Source organism: Rhizobium sp. NPDC090279, assembly GCF_044769665.1.
GTDB lineage: Bacteria > Pseudomonadota > Alphaproteobacteria > Rhizobiales > Rhizobiaceae > Rhizobium.
This window is the reverse complement of sequence record NZ_JBIVYI010000002.1, coordinates 638,897-654,969: the sequence shown is the minus strand read 5'-3', so window position 1 is coordinate 654,969 and position 16,073 is coordinate 638,897. Positions and strand designations below refer to the sequence as shown.

At 59.0% G+C, this 16,073-nt stretch carries 14 protein-coding genes; 6 read left to right on the top strand and 8 right to left on the bottom strand.

Annotated elements, in window-relative coordinates; genetic code table 11:
- Window positions 1-170 precede the first annotated feature (170 nt).
- Window positions 171-2,402, bottom strand: a complete 2,232-nt coding sequence (locus ACIQWP_RS07270; RefSeq protein ID WP_402784377.1) for a TonB-dependent hemoglobin/transferrin/lactoferrin family receptor — start codon at window positions 2,400-2,402, stop codon at window positions 171-173.
- 271 nt (window positions 2,403-2,673) lie between these two features.
- On the opposite strand from ACIQWP_RS07270, the gene ACIQWP_RS07265 reads away from it, so the two are divergent.
- Window positions 2,674-3,492, top strand: a complete 819-nt coding sequence (locus ACIQWP_RS07265; RefSeq protein ID WP_402784092.1) for an extensin family protein — start codon at window positions 2,674-2,676, stop codon at window positions 3,490-3,492.
- A gap of 29 nt (window positions 3,493-3,521) precedes the next feature.
- Here ACIQWP_RS07265 and ACIQWP_RS07260 read toward each other — a convergent pair whose 3' ends face one another.
- Window positions 3,522-4,367, bottom strand: coding sequence for a protein-L-isoaspartate O-methyltransferase (locus ACIQWP_RS07260; protein WP_402784090.1), 846 nt, complete (start codon window positions 4,365-4,367; stop codon window positions 3,522-3,524).
- A gap of 171 nt (window positions 4,368-4,538) precedes the next feature.
- The gene (locus ACIQWP_RS07255; RefSeq protein ID WP_402784088.1) at window positions 4,539-6,221 is read right to left on the bottom strand and encodes a formate--tetrahydrofolate ligase; all 1,683 of its coding nucleotides are present in this window, start codon (window positions 6,219-6,221) and stop codon (window positions 4,539-4,541) included.
- A gap of 168 nt (window positions 6,222-6,389) precedes the next feature.
- Here ACIQWP_RS07255 and ACIQWP_RS07250 point away from each other — a divergent pair, with 168 nt between their 5' ends.
- Window positions 6,390-6,908, top strand: a complete 519-nt coding sequence (locus ACIQWP_RS07250) for a TIGR00645 family protein (RefSeq protein WP_402784086.1) — start codon at window positions 6,390-6,392, stop codon at window positions 6,906-6,908.
- Between the two features lie 14 nt (window positions 6,909-6,922).
- Here the strand turns inward: ACIQWP_RS07250 and ACIQWP_RS07245 are convergent, their stop codons facing one another.
- A complete protein-coding gene (locus ACIQWP_RS07245) occupies window positions 6,923-7,894 on the bottom strand; it encodes a hypothetical protein (protein ID WP_402784083.1) in 972 nt (323 codons plus the stop codon).
- Between the two features lie 585 nt (window positions 7,895-8,479).
- Here ACIQWP_RS07245 and ACIQWP_RS07240 point away from each other — a divergent pair.
- Window positions 8,480-9,211, top strand: coding sequence for a LuxR C-terminal-related transcriptional regulator (locus tag ACIQWP_RS07240; protein WP_402784081.1), 732 nt, complete (start codon window positions 8,480-8,482; stop codon window positions 9,209-9,211).
- A gap of 101 nt (window positions 9,212-9,312) precedes the next feature.
- On the opposite strand, the gene ACIQWP_RS07235 is transcribed toward ACIQWP_RS07240, so the two are convergent.
- The 4 genes from ACIQWP_RS07235 to ACIQWP_RS07220 all read right to left on the bottom strand — a co-directional run bounded on the left by ACIQWP_RS07235 (window position 9,313) and on the right by ACIQWP_RS07220 (window position 12,790).
- The gene (locus tag ACIQWP_RS07235) at window positions 9,313-10,452 is read right to left on the bottom strand and encodes a DUF2333 family protein (RefSeq protein ID WP_402784079.1); all 1,140 of its coding nucleotides are present in this window, start codon (window positions 10,450-10,452) and stop codon (window positions 9,313-9,315) included.
- A gap of 197 nt (window positions 10,453-10,649) precedes the next feature.
- The gene (locus ACIQWP_RS07230) at window positions 10,650-11,672 is read right to left on the bottom strand and encodes a hypothetical protein (protein ID WP_402784077.1); all 1,023 of its coding nucleotides are present in this window, start codon (window positions 11,670-11,672) and stop codon (window positions 10,650-10,652) included.
- A gap of 69 nt (window positions 11,673-11,741) precedes the next feature.
- Window positions 11,742-12,128: a c-type cytochrome gene (locus ACIQWP_RS07225; RefSeq protein WP_402784075.1), complete on the bottom strand. Its 387-nt coding sequence runs from the start codon at window positions 12,126-12,128 to the stop codon at window positions 11,742-11,744.
- An 80-nt stretch (window positions 12,129-12,208) separates the two neighbouring features.
- Window positions 12,209-12,790, bottom strand: a complete 582-nt coding sequence (locus tag ACIQWP_RS07220) for a thymidine kinase (RefSeq protein WP_402784073.1) — start codon at window positions 12,788-12,790, stop codon at window positions 12,209-12,211.
- A gap of 234 nt (window positions 12,791-13,024) precedes the next feature.
- Here ACIQWP_RS07220 and ACIQWP_RS07215 point away from each other — a divergent pair, with 234 nt between their 5' ends.
- From ACIQWP_RS07215 to choV, 3 genes are all read left to right on the top strand, one after another.
- Entirely contained in the window at window positions 13,025-13,981 is a 957-nt protein-coding gene (locus ACIQWP_RS07215) for a choline ABC transporter substrate-binding protein (protein ID WP_402784071.1), read from the top strand.
- Between the two features lie 177 nt (window positions 13,982-14,158).
- Window positions 14,159-15,004: a choline ABC transporter permease subunit gene (gene choW / locus ACIQWP_RS07210; protein WP_402784069.1), complete on the top strand. Its 846-nt coding sequence runs from the start codon at window positions 14,159-14,161 to the stop codon at window positions 15,002-15,004.
- Complete coding sequence (gene choV, locus ACIQWP_RS07205; protein WP_402784067.1) at window positions 15,001-16,050, top strand: choline ABC transporter ATP-binding protein; 1,050 nt, start codon at window positions 15,001-15,003, stop codon at window positions 16,048-16,050. Before choW ends, choV begins: the two co-directional genes overlap by 4 nt.
- Window positions 16,051-16,073 lie beyond the last annotated feature (23 nt).

The window sequence follows — 16,073 nt, the reverse complement described above, 5'->3', positions numbered from 1 at the left end:
TGGTCATAAGGTCCTCCTCTCTTTTCTCAACAGGTTTGAAGACTGGGCGCTTCCATTAGCATCGAACGTTGCGATTTACAATTGTGCAAATTTCCTGATGCCGCCTCATAAGGGCAAAAAAAGAGGCGATGCCGAAGCATCGCCCAAGTTTGCTGCATCGATGTAACGGCTCAGAACCGTTGTGTCAGCGTCAGCTTGAAGGTCCGGCCTGGCTCGGAATAATAGGAAGCAGGCTGGGTTAGCGTGCCGCTGTAGGACGGCGCATTGAGAGCGTCGTAATAGGTCTTGTTGAAGATGTTGTAGACGCCACCGCGAATGCTGAGGCCCTTCACCTGCTCCGGCTCCCACCAGGCGGTCAGATCGAAGATGCCGTAAGCAGGGGTCTGCAGCGTATCGCCCGTCTTCTTGGCCTCGCGAGCCGCGGTGACGAAGGTCAGGTCCGTTCCCCATACTTCGGTCGCATAGCCGACGGTAAAGGCGGCCTTCGCCGGAGCAACGGAATTGATCCATTGACCAGTGTCGGAATCCTTGCCGTTGACATAGGCAAGCGCGCCCTTGATGTGAATGCCGTTATCGAACTTCTTGTGCGCGTTGACCTCGACACCGAACATGCGGACGTTGGCGCGGTTGAAGTATTCGGTAATCCCGAGCGGATAGGTGCCGGTCGGATCGCGATAGTTCAGCGTATCGATGAAGTTTTTGTACTTGTTGTAGAAGCCACCGATATGGCCGCCGAAATCGTCATCGCCGAGATTGGTGCCGATCTCGATGCCGTTGCTGGTTTCCGGCTTCAGGTTGGGATTGCCGATATTGACGTAGCCGCCGGGCACGCCGTAGTTCACGTAGAGTTCGCTGACGTTAGGGGCACGGAAGCCCATCGCCCACTGCGCATAGATCTCGACATTCTCTTGCGGCTGATATGATGCACGCAGCTTCGGCGAGATGCGGCTGTCGGACTGGCTGGACGGCAGGCCCTCATAGTTGGCGCTGTCGCGATAGGCGGCCGTGTTCTTCGGCGAGTAATCATACCAGTCGAAGCGCAGGCCCGGCGTCAGATAGAAGTTGCTGGAGCCCAACTCGATCTTGTCATCGATGAAAGCGCCGACGCGCTTGCCGTCGACATCGGGCATATCGGACTGGTTGGTATGCAGGAATGCACAAGTAGCGCGCCAACGCGGGTTGCTGCAGCTATCCTTACCGGCCGAATACTGATGAACCTTGTCAAACGCGACATCGAGACCGAAAGTGAGCTGGTGATGTAGGTTGCCGGTGTCAAAAGACTTCGACGCGTTGCCGCTAAAGCCGATGCTGCGGTCTTCCATTTCATTGAGGCGCGACCAGTCGCCGATGACCGAGGTGTAGCGGTAGCCGTCAGTACCTGTTTCGCGCATCAGATTCTGCCAATAGAAAACGGCATTGGCGGTATCAAGCAGCGAATCGGCGCTATCGGCTTCATACTTGTAATCGAGCGAAACGCGATTGCGCTCGATATTGTCTGTCCCATTGTAGTTGCCGGGCCGATAGTTTCCGGTCGGGCTCTGCAGGGTCATCAGATCGGTGTCTTTATCCTTGTTGTAGTGCTCGGCCGTGATGCCGAAAGTGCCGATGTCGGTATATTGGCGGATCTTGAACAGACCGCTTCTCTGATTGTAATCGGCCGGGTTCGCCTCGGTGCGCTTGGTCGAATAGCCGCCGACATCGCCGTTGTTCTCAAGTTCATGACCGCGCGTGTAACCGCCCTGGAACAGTACGGCCGTATTGTCGATGCGCTTGGCAACGGCAGCCGAACCGCCGACACTCCGGTCGTCGCCATTATAGCCAAACTTGAAGACGCCACCCCAGGTGGAGCCAGGCGTGATCAGATCTTCCGGTTCCAGCGTGCGAAGCACGAAGGCTCCGCCGAGAGCGCTGGAACCGCCGCGGCTCGAATCGGCACCGCGCACGATATCAACGCTGGAAAGCGCGTTGAAGTCGAAGCTGTTGATGCCACCATCGGAATCACGAGACGCATCGAGAAGAAACGGAATCTTGATGCCATCGACCGTCGTCAGGACACGGTCATCGCCGAGACCGCGAATATTGACGCCGCCGGTGGTGCGGTTGAAGCCAACGCCGACCTCGGTGCTGCGGCCGAGATCCTCGATGCGCGTAATCTGGTTTTCGTCGATCTCCTTGGCCGTCGTCTCGCTGGTGGTCGGAGAGTCGGCGAGCACATCCTTGTTCGCCTTGCCTTTGCCCTTCACCACGATCGGTTTCAGATTGGTGACACGATCGCTCTTGGCCGCCTCACCCGTCGCCTCGTTATTCGGGGCTGCGGTTTGCGCAAAAGATGTCGTGGCCAGCCCAAGGGCCAGAAACGCGGTGCATGCCAATAGGACCGAGCGGGAGCGCCGGACAACCATAACCATTCCTTTCGAACTGCTTGACCGGGCTGGCTGGTTGTTGCGTCAGCATACAAGTGGCTGGCTAGGTTATCTTGTTAACGGGCGGAAATATTTCGCCTTCTTTCTGCCGCATAAAAAACATGAGTATTATTGTCAATATATCTGGCGCAGATAATCATGAATAAAATTGTCAGCTTTTAAGACAAAGGGAGAACGTTGCTGAATTGCAACGAAATGACAGCCTCGCGCGTTCTATCGGCATCATCATTAGAATTGGCTGAATTACTTGATGCTGTTTAGAATCGTTTCATTTGTTTCCACCGCCATCCTTCTCATGGCCGCCTCTCTGCCTCAGACCGGCCCGATACCCGTACAAAAGCCGGATAGCGAACAGGTCCAGCCAGATGGTGAGCCGCCGATCCCAGCAGAAAAGCCCGTCACATCGCCGGATAAGCCTGTCGTTCCCGCGGAAAAACCGGCTACCCCGCAAAACGAGCAGACGAGCGGACAGATTCAGGGGCCGCCACGCCCGCCTCTGACCGTTGCGTCCGAACCGGACAATGAACACCAAGCATGCCTTAGAGACCTGACCGCCATGGGAGCAACCTTCAAGGAGATCGCCCGCATCGATGACGGCAATGGCTGCGGTATCGACAAGCCGATCGCACTCGGCTCCCCGCTGCCGGGCATAGAGCTCAAACCCGAAGGCAAAATGCGCTGCGAAGCGGCTCTCGCTTTGGCCAAATGGGTGAAGGAAAGCGTTATCCCGTCGGCCGCCGCATTGGACAATGGCAAGATCGTCACCATCAACCAGGCCTCGACCTATGTCTGCCGGCTGCGCAACAACGCCTCCACCGGCAAGATTTCCGAGCACGCCCGCGGCAACGCCATCGACGTCGCGAGCTTCACCTTCGAAAACGGCAAGACCATCGCAATCGAACCGCGGCGCGAGGACCCAACGTTGACGGGCGCATTCCAGCGCGCAGCCAGCGCCTCGGCCTGCCTCTATTTCACGACCGTTCTGGACCCGGAGAGCGACGCCGCGCACGAAACCCATTTCCATCTCGACGTGATCGAAAGGAATGCCGGCTTTCGTTATTGCCATTAGGAACGATCAAGGGATCGACCGTCCCGCGATCACGTTCCGAGCGCCGCATTCGAGAACCAGAGATCTTGATAGACCGCAACGGCCGTCTCATCCGGTTCGCGGTCGCGCTTGAGCCAGATCGACTGGATCGAGCGAGCTTCACCGCCATTTGGCGTTTTCGTGGATTGCGTGGGATCGGAAGCGCCGATGCAAGGGATGAAATAAGCGGGCATCAACGCGCGGGCGCCGAAGCCCTGCTCCCTGCGCGTAATCACGACAGCGAGCCCCACCTTGTCGTTCGCCTGCCAGGGCAGGATGATCCGGCCTCCCGGCCGCAGTACCTGCAGCCACGACACCGGCGGCGCGACAACGCCGGCATTCACATAGATCAGATCGGTCTCCGGCAACTCCAGCGCCGTCGCATCGGCGCAGATGACGGAAACGTTCTCGAACGACGAGAGATTGACACGCGTGCGGTCGGCCAAAGCCTCGTCGATCTCGACGGCATGGACATGACCGCCGGGCGCCACCAACGTCGACAGAATGGCGGTGTAATATCCCGTTCCCGTCCCGATCTGGATGACCGTCTCACCCGGTTGCGGCGCAACAGCGCCAAGAAAAGCCGCGTGAAGAAGCGGCTCGCCATTGTTGATGCCTTTGGATTTATCCAGGGCAACGAGTACATTCTGGTAGAGATAGGCTGGATCGGTGCTTGGCGTCTCGAGATAGCGCCTGCCGACGCGGATTTGCCAGGGTCCTGCCCCCATGAAGGCCTCACGGCGAATGAGGCGGAAGGCTTGCTCCAACCTTTCATCCGAAGAATTGCTGGCAACAGCCATCATCTTCGCATGGAAATCTCGTATCTCATCCAAACTTGCGCGGCTATCAGCAGTCACGACCCGCCTCCGTCTTGGCAATACCTAGGCAAGCCAATTCTCGATCGGATTTCGGCAAGGTCAATGGGCCAGATATTGTACTACGATATGACACCGGCAATTGCAGCCGCGATGGCCGGATCGACGCTGGCCCACACCTTGCAGCAGGACAGCTTGAATCAGACTCTGAACTTAAAAGAGTCCTTCGATGTAGCCCTGATCATTGAGGAAAATCCTCTCCGCCGCCGGTGATTTCGGCAGGCCGGGCATGGTCATGATCTCGCCGGTGATGACGACGATGAAGCCCGCGCCGGCGGAAAGCCTGACCTCGCGGATGGAGACGATGTGGCCCTCGGGCGCGCCGCGGACATTCGGATCGGTCGAGAAGGAATATTGCGTCTTCGCCATGCAGACAGGCAGATGGCCGTAACCCTGATCCTCCCAGGATCGCAGCTGATCGCGCACGGTCTTGTCGGCCGTAACCTCGCCGGCATGATAGATCTTCGAGGCGACGATCTCGATCTTTTCGAGCAGCGGAAGATTGTCCGGATAAAGCGGCTGGAACTTTGCCTGGCCGGATTCGGCAAGCTCTACCACCTTATGCGCGAGATCGACGATGCCGGCCGAGCCCTCGGCCCAGTGACGGCAGAGGATCGCCTCGGCGCCGAGGCGAGCGACGTAGTTCTTCAGAGCCTCGATCTCCGCCTCGGTATCCGAGACGAAATGATTGATGGCGACGACGACGGGCACACCGAACTTGCGGACATTGGCGACATGCCGGCCGAGATTGGCGCAGCCCTTGACGAGCGCCTCGACATTCTCCTTGCCGAGATCGTCCTTCTTGACGCCGCCATTCATTTTCAGGGCTCGGACGGTTGCGACGATGACGGCAGCATCGGGCGATAGCCCCGCCTTGCGGCATTTGATGTCGAAGAATTTCTCCGCGCCGAGATCGGCCCCGAATCCGGCTTCGGTCACCACGTAGTCGGCCAGCTTCAGCGCCGTGCGCGTCGCGATCACCGAATTGCAGCCATGGGCGATATTGGCGAAGGGGCCGCCATGCACCAGCGCCGGATTATTCTCCAGCGTCTGCACCAGATTTGGCTGCATCGCATCCTTCAGGAGCACGGCCATGGCGCCATCGGCTTTCAGATCGCCGGCGAAAACCGGCGTGCGGTCGCGGCGATAGCCGATGATGATGTTGCCGAGCCGCTTTTCCAGATCCTTGAGGTCGGACGCCAGACAGAGGATCGCCATCACCTCCGAGGCGACGGTGATGTCGAAGCCGCCTTCGCGCGGAAATCCGTTCGAAACGCCGCCGAGCGAAGACACGATATCGCGCAGCGCCCGATCGTTCATATCCATGGCGCGGCGCCAGGTGATGCGACGGATGTCGATATTCTCCTCGTTGCCCCAGTAGATGTGGTTGTCGATCAGCGCCGCGAGCAGATTATGAGCTGACGTAACCGCATGGAAATCCCCGGTGAAGTGCAGGTTGATGTCTTCCATCGGGATGACCTGCGCATAGCCGCCGCCGGCCGCCCCGCCCTTCACGCCGAAGCACGGGCCGAGCGACGCCTCGCGTACACAGACCACTGCCTTCTTGCCGATACGGTTCAGGCCGTCGCCGAGGCCGACGGTCGTGGTGGTCTTGCCCTCGCCCGCAGGTGTCGGATTGATCGCCGTAACGAGGATCAGCTTGCCGTCCTTCTTGCCGGCCTGCGCCGCGATGAACTGGGCACCGATCTTGGCCTTGTCATATCCGTAGGGCGCCAGGTCAGCCGCCGGAATGCCGAGCTTCGCGCCGATCTCAGTAATCGGCAGCTTCTTTGCCGCGCGCGCGATTTCGATATCGGATGCCACGGTCGTCGCCATCAGTCCCGCCCCCAAAACATACGGTCATTTCCCTGTCGGGATAAACCAATATGTATCCAGTGTGAATAGCGGCATGGCACTCTGCTTGCCGAAACGCACCGCCTTGTCTCAAGACGGCTGCATGTCTATTTTCGGCGTCCAACGCAAACCGAGAAAGAAGGAAAAGATATGAAGTCCCTGGAATTGCTGGTCGAGCGCATCATCCTCTCCAGTCGCTGGCTCCTGGTAATCTTCTATCTCGGCCTTGCCGCCTCGCTCGCCGTCTACGCCGTTTCGTTTGCCTATAAGTTCTACAAGGTTGCGAGCAACGTTTTTGCCTATGAAGAGGCCGACATGATCCTGGCCATTCTCGGCCTCATCGACGCAGCCCTGGTGGCGAGCCTGATCGTTATGGTGATGATTTCGGGCTATGAGAATTTCGTCAGCCGCTTCGACGAAGCCGAAAGTGAGGGCGAGGTTTCCTTCATCGGCAAGCTCGATTCAGGCAGTCTCAAGATCAAGGTCGCGTCGTCGATCGTCGCCATTTCCTCGATCCATCTGCTGCAGATCTTCCTGAACGCCACCCAATATGACAACGCCAAGCTGATGTGGTTCACCATCATCCACCTCGCCTTCGTCGTCTCGGCACTGCTGCTCGGCTTCCTGGAGAAGATCATGGCGCAAGCCAAAGCCAGCAAGGACGGCTGAGGCCGGCGCTGCGACTACTTGCCGGCCATCGCCGATGCGCTGGTCATCGGTACATCGGTTGCCGGCGGCGGTGGCGATGGCGCCGCGCAATCGGAAATCGATTGATTTTCCTTGCAATTGCTTGCAGAGACGAGGGCATCGGCATCGGCAAGTTCCGTCGTCAGCTTCAGCCTCAGCGCCTCCATCTGCGAAATCAGATGAATGCCGTTCGGGTCGGTTCCAAGCATCAGATCAACAAGCCCCCTGTCGACGCCCATCTTGTCGAGGAAACCGACCAGCCTGGCCCTCTGCGCCTTGTCGAGCTTCGTCGTATCGTACCTGCCGACGAACTTGCGCCCGATCTCCTTCTTGGAAAGGACCTTGCGCTTGCCGTCCACCATCTCATATTCGGTGCGGTACTGGACGCGCACCTCGCTGTAGGTCGTGGTGATCTGATGAACACCCAGCAGCGCGAAGGGGCTGGACACGCGCTGAACACCGCCTGCAAAAAACAGCGGGCAGGCCGAAAAGCAGATGGCTCCGTAGGAGAATGGCTGCCCTTTGATCGAGCCGTCCTTGGCAACGGCTGCCGAGCAGATCGGTTCGGCATAGGGGCATGCCCGCGAGCGGGTGCGGCCAACTGCGATCGAAAGCTTCTGCTTGCGAATGATGCGAGCCATCTCCATCGCCGCCTTGACATCGCCGCCTGGCGAACTGACGACGATGGGCAGTTTGCGGTTGCCGATCTGCTTCAGGACCTTCTGCAGCTTCCTCGGTGTATCCGCCATGATCTGGCCTTCGGCGGAGATCCAGTCCGGGCATGCATTATCGGCTCGGCACTGGCCCATCTCGCCGTGAACGAGCAGGAACTGCATCGGCGCGCCACCGGCAACGCCGGCCGCTTCGACAAGCGCAGGCGAAACAAGCAGAAGCGAAGCGCCGGTGACGAACCACAACAGAGTTTGACAACACCGCGCCGCAAGCTGCGGGAGGAAGCGAAAATTCATGAGCTATACGCCTGCAAGCGATTACTTTGGCAAGACCGATAGCAACCGCTTTGGGCCTTCGCAAGGCACGCCTGCGCGGCTGCGCATCATTTGGTAAAACTCCCCGTCGCCTGCATCAAAAGTCACACATGCAGGAGTGGCGCCAAGAGAAAACTCGTCGCCATCCGATTTCAGCAGCATCGGACCCAGCAAAATTGACACTCATCATACCATATAAACAGTAAATTTCCGAAGGTAGACAGGAGACCGCTTTGGATCAAGCCCCGACCTCCCGCCGGCTCGGATCGTCCGGTCCAAAACCTCCATTCGGGCCAAATTTTGACACAGTGGATACACCTTACCAGGTTGCATCTTCAGCGCCTGCCGTGACACCAAATGTATGGTTTCGTCGCGATTGGGCCAATGGAAACGCTATTTTCACGCCTATTAACCATTTTGGGCAGAGATTCTGGATAATTCATAGGTTTAAATATTAAAATATATGAAAATGAAATTATTTCTGGTCCTGTGGTATTTTTGCGTCTAGCATTCACTCATAAATCGGGTATTTGATAACGATAACACGCTGTGGGCGCTTCAACTCATATGTCCTATATCATTACTGCCGAGAGACAATTGCTGCTTTCTGCCGAGCTGGCTGCTGCTCGGACACAAGCCGCATTTTCGCTGGCGCTGGAACGGACGGGGTCGGCTTTTGGCTTCAGCCATATGGCCCTCATGAATGCCCCGGTTCCCGACGATACCATGATGACGCCGCTGCTCATCGAAGGCACTGTGCCGGCACAGTTCGTGCGCGAATTCGATCGGCATCAGCTCGTGCGCCGGTGTCCAATGCTGCTCCGGACACGCGATTCGGTGATGCCGCGCTCGTGGCATCTGCTGGAAAAGGACGTCGAGCCGGACGCCGATCTGCCGCGCGAGCTTCGCACGCTCCTGATCAATTACAATTGCCCGATGAGCGTCATTATTCCGGCCAACGCCCCGGATGGTCAGCGCCTGGTCTTCTGGTTCATGGGCAATCGCAACAGTCTCGGCCAGAGTGAAATCAACGAGCTCACCCTGATCATGTTGCAGGCGCTCGATTCCTATAATTGCCTCAAGCGCAACGATGGCGCCGTGCCGCATTCGCTTTCGGCGCGCGAGCTGGAAGTGGTCCGCTGGACCGCCCAGGGGAAGACCTCGGTGGAGATCGGCCAGATCCTCACCCTCTCCGACCATACGGTCAACGCCTATATGATGAATGCGATCAAGAAGCTCGATTGCGTCAACCGCACACAGCTCGTCGCAAAGGCCATCCGCCTGAAGCTGATCAGCTAAGCCAGCCTTCGTTCAAGCGCGCTCCGGACTGAGCCCGGCGACCGGGCTCAGCGTTGACACGCGCCTGCCGCGCCCGAACGGGCGGACAACCCATCATGTGTTTAGCGGCCACCCAGAACCGTGCGGATTTCCACGAGGCTCGAACGTACCCGCAGAATATGGAAGCCCATGGTCGCGAGATGGCTCGGCATGAAGGAACTATCCTCCGGGCCATTGGAGATGATGAACGGCTGGATGCGCAGCGCCGCTTGTAGCTGCGTTATGACGTCGGCCCACAGCGTGGCGACGTTGCGCTCGGCTATGACCTGCTGGAAATCCGAGCGGGCCGCGGTCAGAATGCCGTAGCTCGCGTAGAGCTGACCGTAGGCGAACCAGAAGCGATCGTCAGCCCGCATGTCCAACCAGCCATAGCTGTGATCCGCCGCCCGCTTCGCCAATATGTCGGCTGTGCTGCCGAGATCGTTGGCAATATGGTCGACGAACTGCAGCAGATTGTCGGCGCGCCCGTCGAAAATCGCCTTGCAGCTGCCGAGATCGCTGTTGAAGCTGCGCAGATTGGTCATTGCGGCGCGATAATAGCTTGGGCTCGGCGTCTTCGGACCGAAGGGATGCAAGCCGAAATACCAGCTCGATTCATCGAACTGCAGGTTGCCGCGCGCCTTCTGCAAGTCGCCGTTTATGCCGGAGGTTCCACGCACGCGGCCGATCGTATCGACCAGCTCCGCCGAAGTGCGGCGAACCACCGAATTGATACCCCGCTGGAAGGAAGCCTTGTTGTCGAGGAAGGGCGTATCATCCCATGAGATGCCGAAAAAGCCGACCTTGTAGAGCAGCATCGAGGAGATCCAGGCGTTCTGATTGACGTTGAAATCGATCAGATCGGTGGCGACATCGACAACGGCTGAGGTCTGGCAGGTTTTAGGCGCGGTTGCCGCCGCCTGCTGGCCGTCCGTTGCAGGCAATTCCTGCCCGGCGGAATATTTGCGTTCGGAGAATTTATAGACGTCCGGATAGGCCGGATTGAATCCCGTCCAGACCTGCGTCTGCCAGATGAAATAGATATAAAGCAGGGCCAGCAGCGTGACGAAGGCGGCGACCGGCAGCTTGATCAGCCAGTTGCGCTGCCGATACCAGCCATGCGCCGCGAGAAACGGCCAGCTAAGCCCGACGAAAACCAATCCCAGCCATCGCACGAGAGCGGCCCAGATCCGCTTGAAGAACGCCGTGATCGAGTCAAGCATGGACACGCCTCCTAAACCATACCGCGCATCCCGCCGACACGCGAAGGACGCACCATACTAAACCTGCGCAATGGACTTCACGAACTTCATCGCGGTCTTCCGATGATAAGTCCTTATCGCCATTCACGTTCCAGCAAATATGTGTTCTTGGGAAAAACAACAACCGTCCGCATCGAATTTTCGGCGTCGACCGGCAATCAACCTTCCGGTTGCGCCTCATCCGCCACCTTGCCCATGTCCTCGGGCGCTGGCAGCAAATGCGGCTCCAGCCGTCTTCTGAACACGGCATCGACATGAGCCTTGCGGGCAGCCAGGTCATGTCCGGCCAGTACATTCGCCTCGAATGCCTCGATCAGGCTCTCGACCACTGCCGTTCGCGAGATCGTGGTTGACGCGGTCTCCGCCTCTGTCTCCAATGCCTTGAGCAAAGCAATCCGCTGTTCGATATCGACGGTCAATTTGCCGGCCATGGCACCGATGGCGGCGATCTGGCCATTCAGAGCAGCCGCCAGTCCTTCATAAATGTCTATGAGGCGCTGCCGCACCGTGCGGTGGGACTGAAGCTCCTGTTCCTGCCGCCGAACGTCATCCAGCTCGGCCACCTGGGCACGATAATCCGCCTCGAGTTCAGACTGCAGATCGGCGTGGCGCGAGGATGGGCGATTGCGCCGCTGATACATGAGCTTTTCAGCCAGGGCATCCGCCCGGCGCTGCACCTCCTCTATATCGAAATCGAGTTTGCGCCGGCGCTCGATCACGCCTTCGAGTTGAAGCTCGCATTCGTGAAAGCATCGGGAAAACACAGGCCGGGCCTGTTTGAAAAGGAGATCGAGTTCGGCCGAAGCAGCCAGGGTCGCGTCGAGATCGACGATGATCGCCTCCGGTCTCATGGGTCCACGCGCCAGCGTCCGGCTCAGCAGACCAGCATTTTCGAGGCCGACCTTCTCGTCGAACAATCGCCGATGCTGCAGATCCGCCTCCTCGGTCGCCCGGTCCAGCTCCTTGACCAGTGACAGCGCGACTGATTTCCAGCGGTCGAGCAGTTCGACAGCCTCGCGGACAAGTGTTTCTTCGACAGGGAAATTGACGGCTTCGACACGTCCGCCATCCCTGGCGTGACCGGCCAGTGTCGCCACTGCCGAATTCGCATCGCCGATGGCGTCATCAAGCGTCGCGCGCACCTTGTCGACCATGCCATCGAAGGAATGAGGCCTGACCATGAACACGTTCCCTCCCCTACCTTTGAGGCGAGACTAGCCGCTTCCCGGGGCGAAGGAAATGCTCGAAAACTATTGGGCCGCGGCAGGATTCTTCAGATAGGCAATCAGATTGTCGAGATCCCTGTCGCTTTTCAGACCTGGGAACGACATCCTGGTGCCTTTGACGAGGAATTGCGGCGCCGGCAGATATTTGCGCAGCAGCGCTTCATCCCAGACCTTGCCGTCAGCCCCGAATGCCTTCATCGCCGGCGAATAGGCATAATCCGGCTTGCTTGCGACGGGCCGCCCGACGACACCCATCAACGACGGGCCGACGCGATTGTCAGGTCCGGTCGCGGTGTGACAGGCGCCGCATTTCTTGAAGACGGCGGCACCGGCGACCGCATCGCCATCCGCAAGCACGGAGGAAGCCGAGGCGAGCATGATGGCCGCAGATACCAGACACAGCAGTTTCATCGTCCCTCCTCACCGGCTTCAATCGCGTCGGATGACCAGATGCCGAAGATCGCCTGGCGGCTTGATCGCATGGCAGAGCTTCACTCGCAGGTGATCGCCTCTTCCCAGTGGCGGCGGCAGAGCGAGACATATTTGTCGCTGCCGCCGATCTCGATCTGCGCACCTTCATGCACGACCTTGCCCTCGGCATCCAGGCGCACGACCATCGTCGCCTTACGGCCGCAATGGCAGATCGTCCGCACTTCGCGCAGCTCATCCGCGATGGTCAGCAACTCCTGCGACCCTGGAAACAGCCTTCCGTGAAAATCCGTGCGCAACCCATAGGCCATGACCGGAAGGCCGAGACGGTCGACGATATGGGCAAGCTGCCACACCTGCTCGCGCGTCAGAAACTGCGCCTCGTCGACGAAGACGCAGGCGAGCGGCTCGCTTGCGTGCATTTCGTCGACCAACGCATAAAGATCGTCACTCGTCTCGAAGGGCAAGGCGTCCATCGTCAAGCCGATGCGCGAGGCGATCATGCCGCGCCCGGCGCGATCGTCGAGAGCTGCGATGAAGGCTGCGGTGCGCATACCGCGCTCCTGATAATTATAGGCAGCCTGCAGCAGCATGGTCGATTTGCCGGCATTCATCGTCGAATAATGGAAATAGAGCTTGGCCATGACATTCTCCTTGAATGCTTCATGGGTGCTGCGGGACGAGAAGAAAAGATAGTCTCGGCGAAAACCACAGGAAACAGGAGAGGCTCGGTTGCATAACGCAGGCCTTCGCAACCTTCGACCCGAAAAATGGCGGCGTCGCAATCAGCCCCCTTAAACCGGCGCAAATACACTGTGATCGGTTGAAAATGTCAGTTATTGATGGTTGCTTGGGAACGTTAAACTGGGAGTCACCTAATGATAAAAATGACCCTTACCGCAGTCGCTTTCGCTTCAGCTCTTTCGGCTCTGACACTGGGTGCCACGGCGGCTTCCGCTGCCGAACCGGCAAGCTGTAGCACGGTACATTTCGCCGATGTCGGCTGGACGGATATCACCTCAACCACGGCAACCGCCTCCATTCTCCTGAAGGCACTCGGCTACGATACCGACGTCAAGGTCCTCGCAGTGCCGGTGACCTATCAATCCCTTAAGAACAAGGACATCGACGTCTTCCTCGGCAACTGGATGCCCTCGATGGCCGAGAACATCAAGCCGTTCGCAGAGGACAAGTCGGTCGAAACCGTCCGCGCCAACCTGGAGGGCGCCAAGTATACATTGGCGACGAACGAAAAGGGTGCCGCTCTCGGCATCAAGGACTTCAAGGATATTGCCGCGCACAAGGACGATCTCGACGGTAAGATCTACGGCATCGAGCCCGGCAACGACGGCAATCGCCTGATCATCGACATGGTCGACAAGAATACCTTCAACCTGAAGGGCTTCGAAGTGGTCGAATCCTCCGAGCAGGGCATGCTCGCCCAGGTTTCCCGCGCCGACAAGGAAGGCAAGCCGATCATCTTCCTCGGCTGGGCTCCGCATCCGATGAACACCACCTTCAAGATGACCTACCTCTCCGGCGGCGACGACGTGTTCGGCCCGAATTACGGCGGCGCGAACGTCTTCACCAACGTCCGTGCGGGCTATCTGCAGGAATGCCCGAACGTTGGCACTTTCGTGAAGAACCTCGTCTTCTCGCTGCCGATGGAAAATGAAATCATGGGCAAGATCCTGAACGACGGCAAGGAACCAGAAGCTGCGGCGACGGAATGGCTGAAGGCCAATCCGGCAGCAGTTACGCCCTGGCTCGCCGGCGTCACCACCAAGGACGGTGGCGATGGCCTGGCGGCGGTCAAGTCCAAGCTTGGCTTGTAATAGTAGAGCAAGGGGCGGCTAAACCGCCCCTTTCTTCTGCTTGGACGGATTGCTTCCTTCGCGTCCCGCCACCCCTGGGACCATAATCCCCGTGGCGCGACAGACCGTTATTCTTCGGCGGCCCCTTCCGGAATTACGAGATCATCGGATAAGCCGCCTCCAATCGTGGGCAAAGACGTGAACTGGTTAAACGATTACCGCCTCCCCATCGGGCCATGGGCCAAAGCAGTCGTCGATTGGCTGATAGCCAATTTCACTTGGTTCTTCGACGGCCTTTCCTTCGTTGTCGCGCATGGGATCAATGCGCTGCTATTTGTCTTGCAAGCCCCACACCCGCTGATCGTCGTCGTCGTTTTCGCCGCCGTCGCCTACTGGATGCGCCGGAGCATCACCATCACGGTACTGACTTTCATCGGTCTGCTCATCACCATCAACCAGGGCTATTGGAAGGAAACGACCGAAACGCTCGCGCTGGTGCTGGCCTCGACCTTCGTCTGTATGCTGGTCGGCGTGCCCATGGGCATCGCTGCGGCGCGCCGCCCCTGGCTTTATGCCATTCTGCGTCCGATCCTCGACCTGATGCAGACCATCCCGACCTTCGTCTATCTGGTGCCGGCGATGATCCTTCTTGGCCTTGGCATGGTGCCCGGCCTTGTCGCCACGGTCGTCTTTGCCATTCCCGCCGCGATCCGCATGACCCGCCTTGGCATCATCTCGACGCCGCCCTCGCTCGTGGAAGCAGCCGAAGCCTTCGGTGCGACACCGCGGCAGGTGCTCCGCAAGATCGAGCTGCCATTCGCCGCGCCGCAGATCATGGCCGGGCTGACACAGACTATCATGCTGTCGCTCTCCATGGTCTCGATCGCCGCCCTTGTCGGAGCGCCTGGCCTCGGCGTGCCCGTCCTGCGCGGGCTGAATAGCGTCAACGTCGCCAAGAGCTTCGATTCCGGCTCCTGCATCGTGATTTTGGCGATCATCCTCGACCGCATGTTCCGCGCCCCCGGCGAAGGAGACCGCTCATGACCGCCGCTGTCGCATTCAACAATGTCAGCATTATCTTTGGCGATCGCCCGGATACGGCGCTGAAACTTGCTGACGAAGGCAAATCGCGTGACGAGATCGGCAAGGCAACGGGCATGGTGCTTGGTGTTGCCAATGCCACGCTCGAGATCGAGGAAGGCGAGATCCTCGTTTTGATGGGCCTGTCCGGTTCCGGCAAGTCGACCTTGCTGCGCGCCGTCAACGGCCTGGCGCCAGTCGTGCGCGGCGATGTCGTCGTCAACTCTAAGAGCGGTCCCGTCAACCCCTACTCCTGCAGTCCAAAGGCACTGCGCGATCTGCGCATGCATACGGTCTCCATGGTATTCCAGCAGTTCGCATTGCTGCCCTGGCGCACGGTTGCCGACAATGTCGGTTTCGGCCTTGAGCTTGCTGGCGTCCCGGAAGCCGAACGCAAGAAGCGCGTCGACGAACAGCTCCAGCTCGTCAACCTGACGCAATGGGCCAATCGCAAGGTCAACGAGCTTTCGGGCGGTATGCAGCAGCGCGTGGGCCTGGCACGCGCCTTTGCGACCGGCGCACCCATCCTGCTGATGGACGAGCCGTTTTCCGCGCTGGACCCTTTGATCCGTACCCGCCTGCAGGATGAGCTTCTGGAGTTCCAGCGCCGCCTGAAGCGCACGATCCTCTTCGTCAGCCACGATCTGGATGAGGCGTTTCGCATCGGCAACCGCATTGCCATCATGGAAAGCGGGCATATCATCCAGTGCGGAACGCCGCAGGAGATCGTCAAGAACCCCGCCGATCAATATGTGGCCGACTTCGTGCAGCACATGAACCCCATCAGCATGTTGACCGCGCGGGACGTCATGCAGCAGGGCATCGGACATTCGGCCAACGCCGGCTCCGTCACCGCCACGGCAACCGCCGCGACACCGCTCGTCGATATCCTTGACGCCCTCACCCGCCAGCCGGGCAATATCGGCGTTGTTGACAATGGCACGATTATCGGAACGATCTCGGCGCAAGATGTGGTCGCCGGCCTCACCAGCCACCGCCGAAAGGAGTAGTCGTTCGCGACTGCTCCTCGATT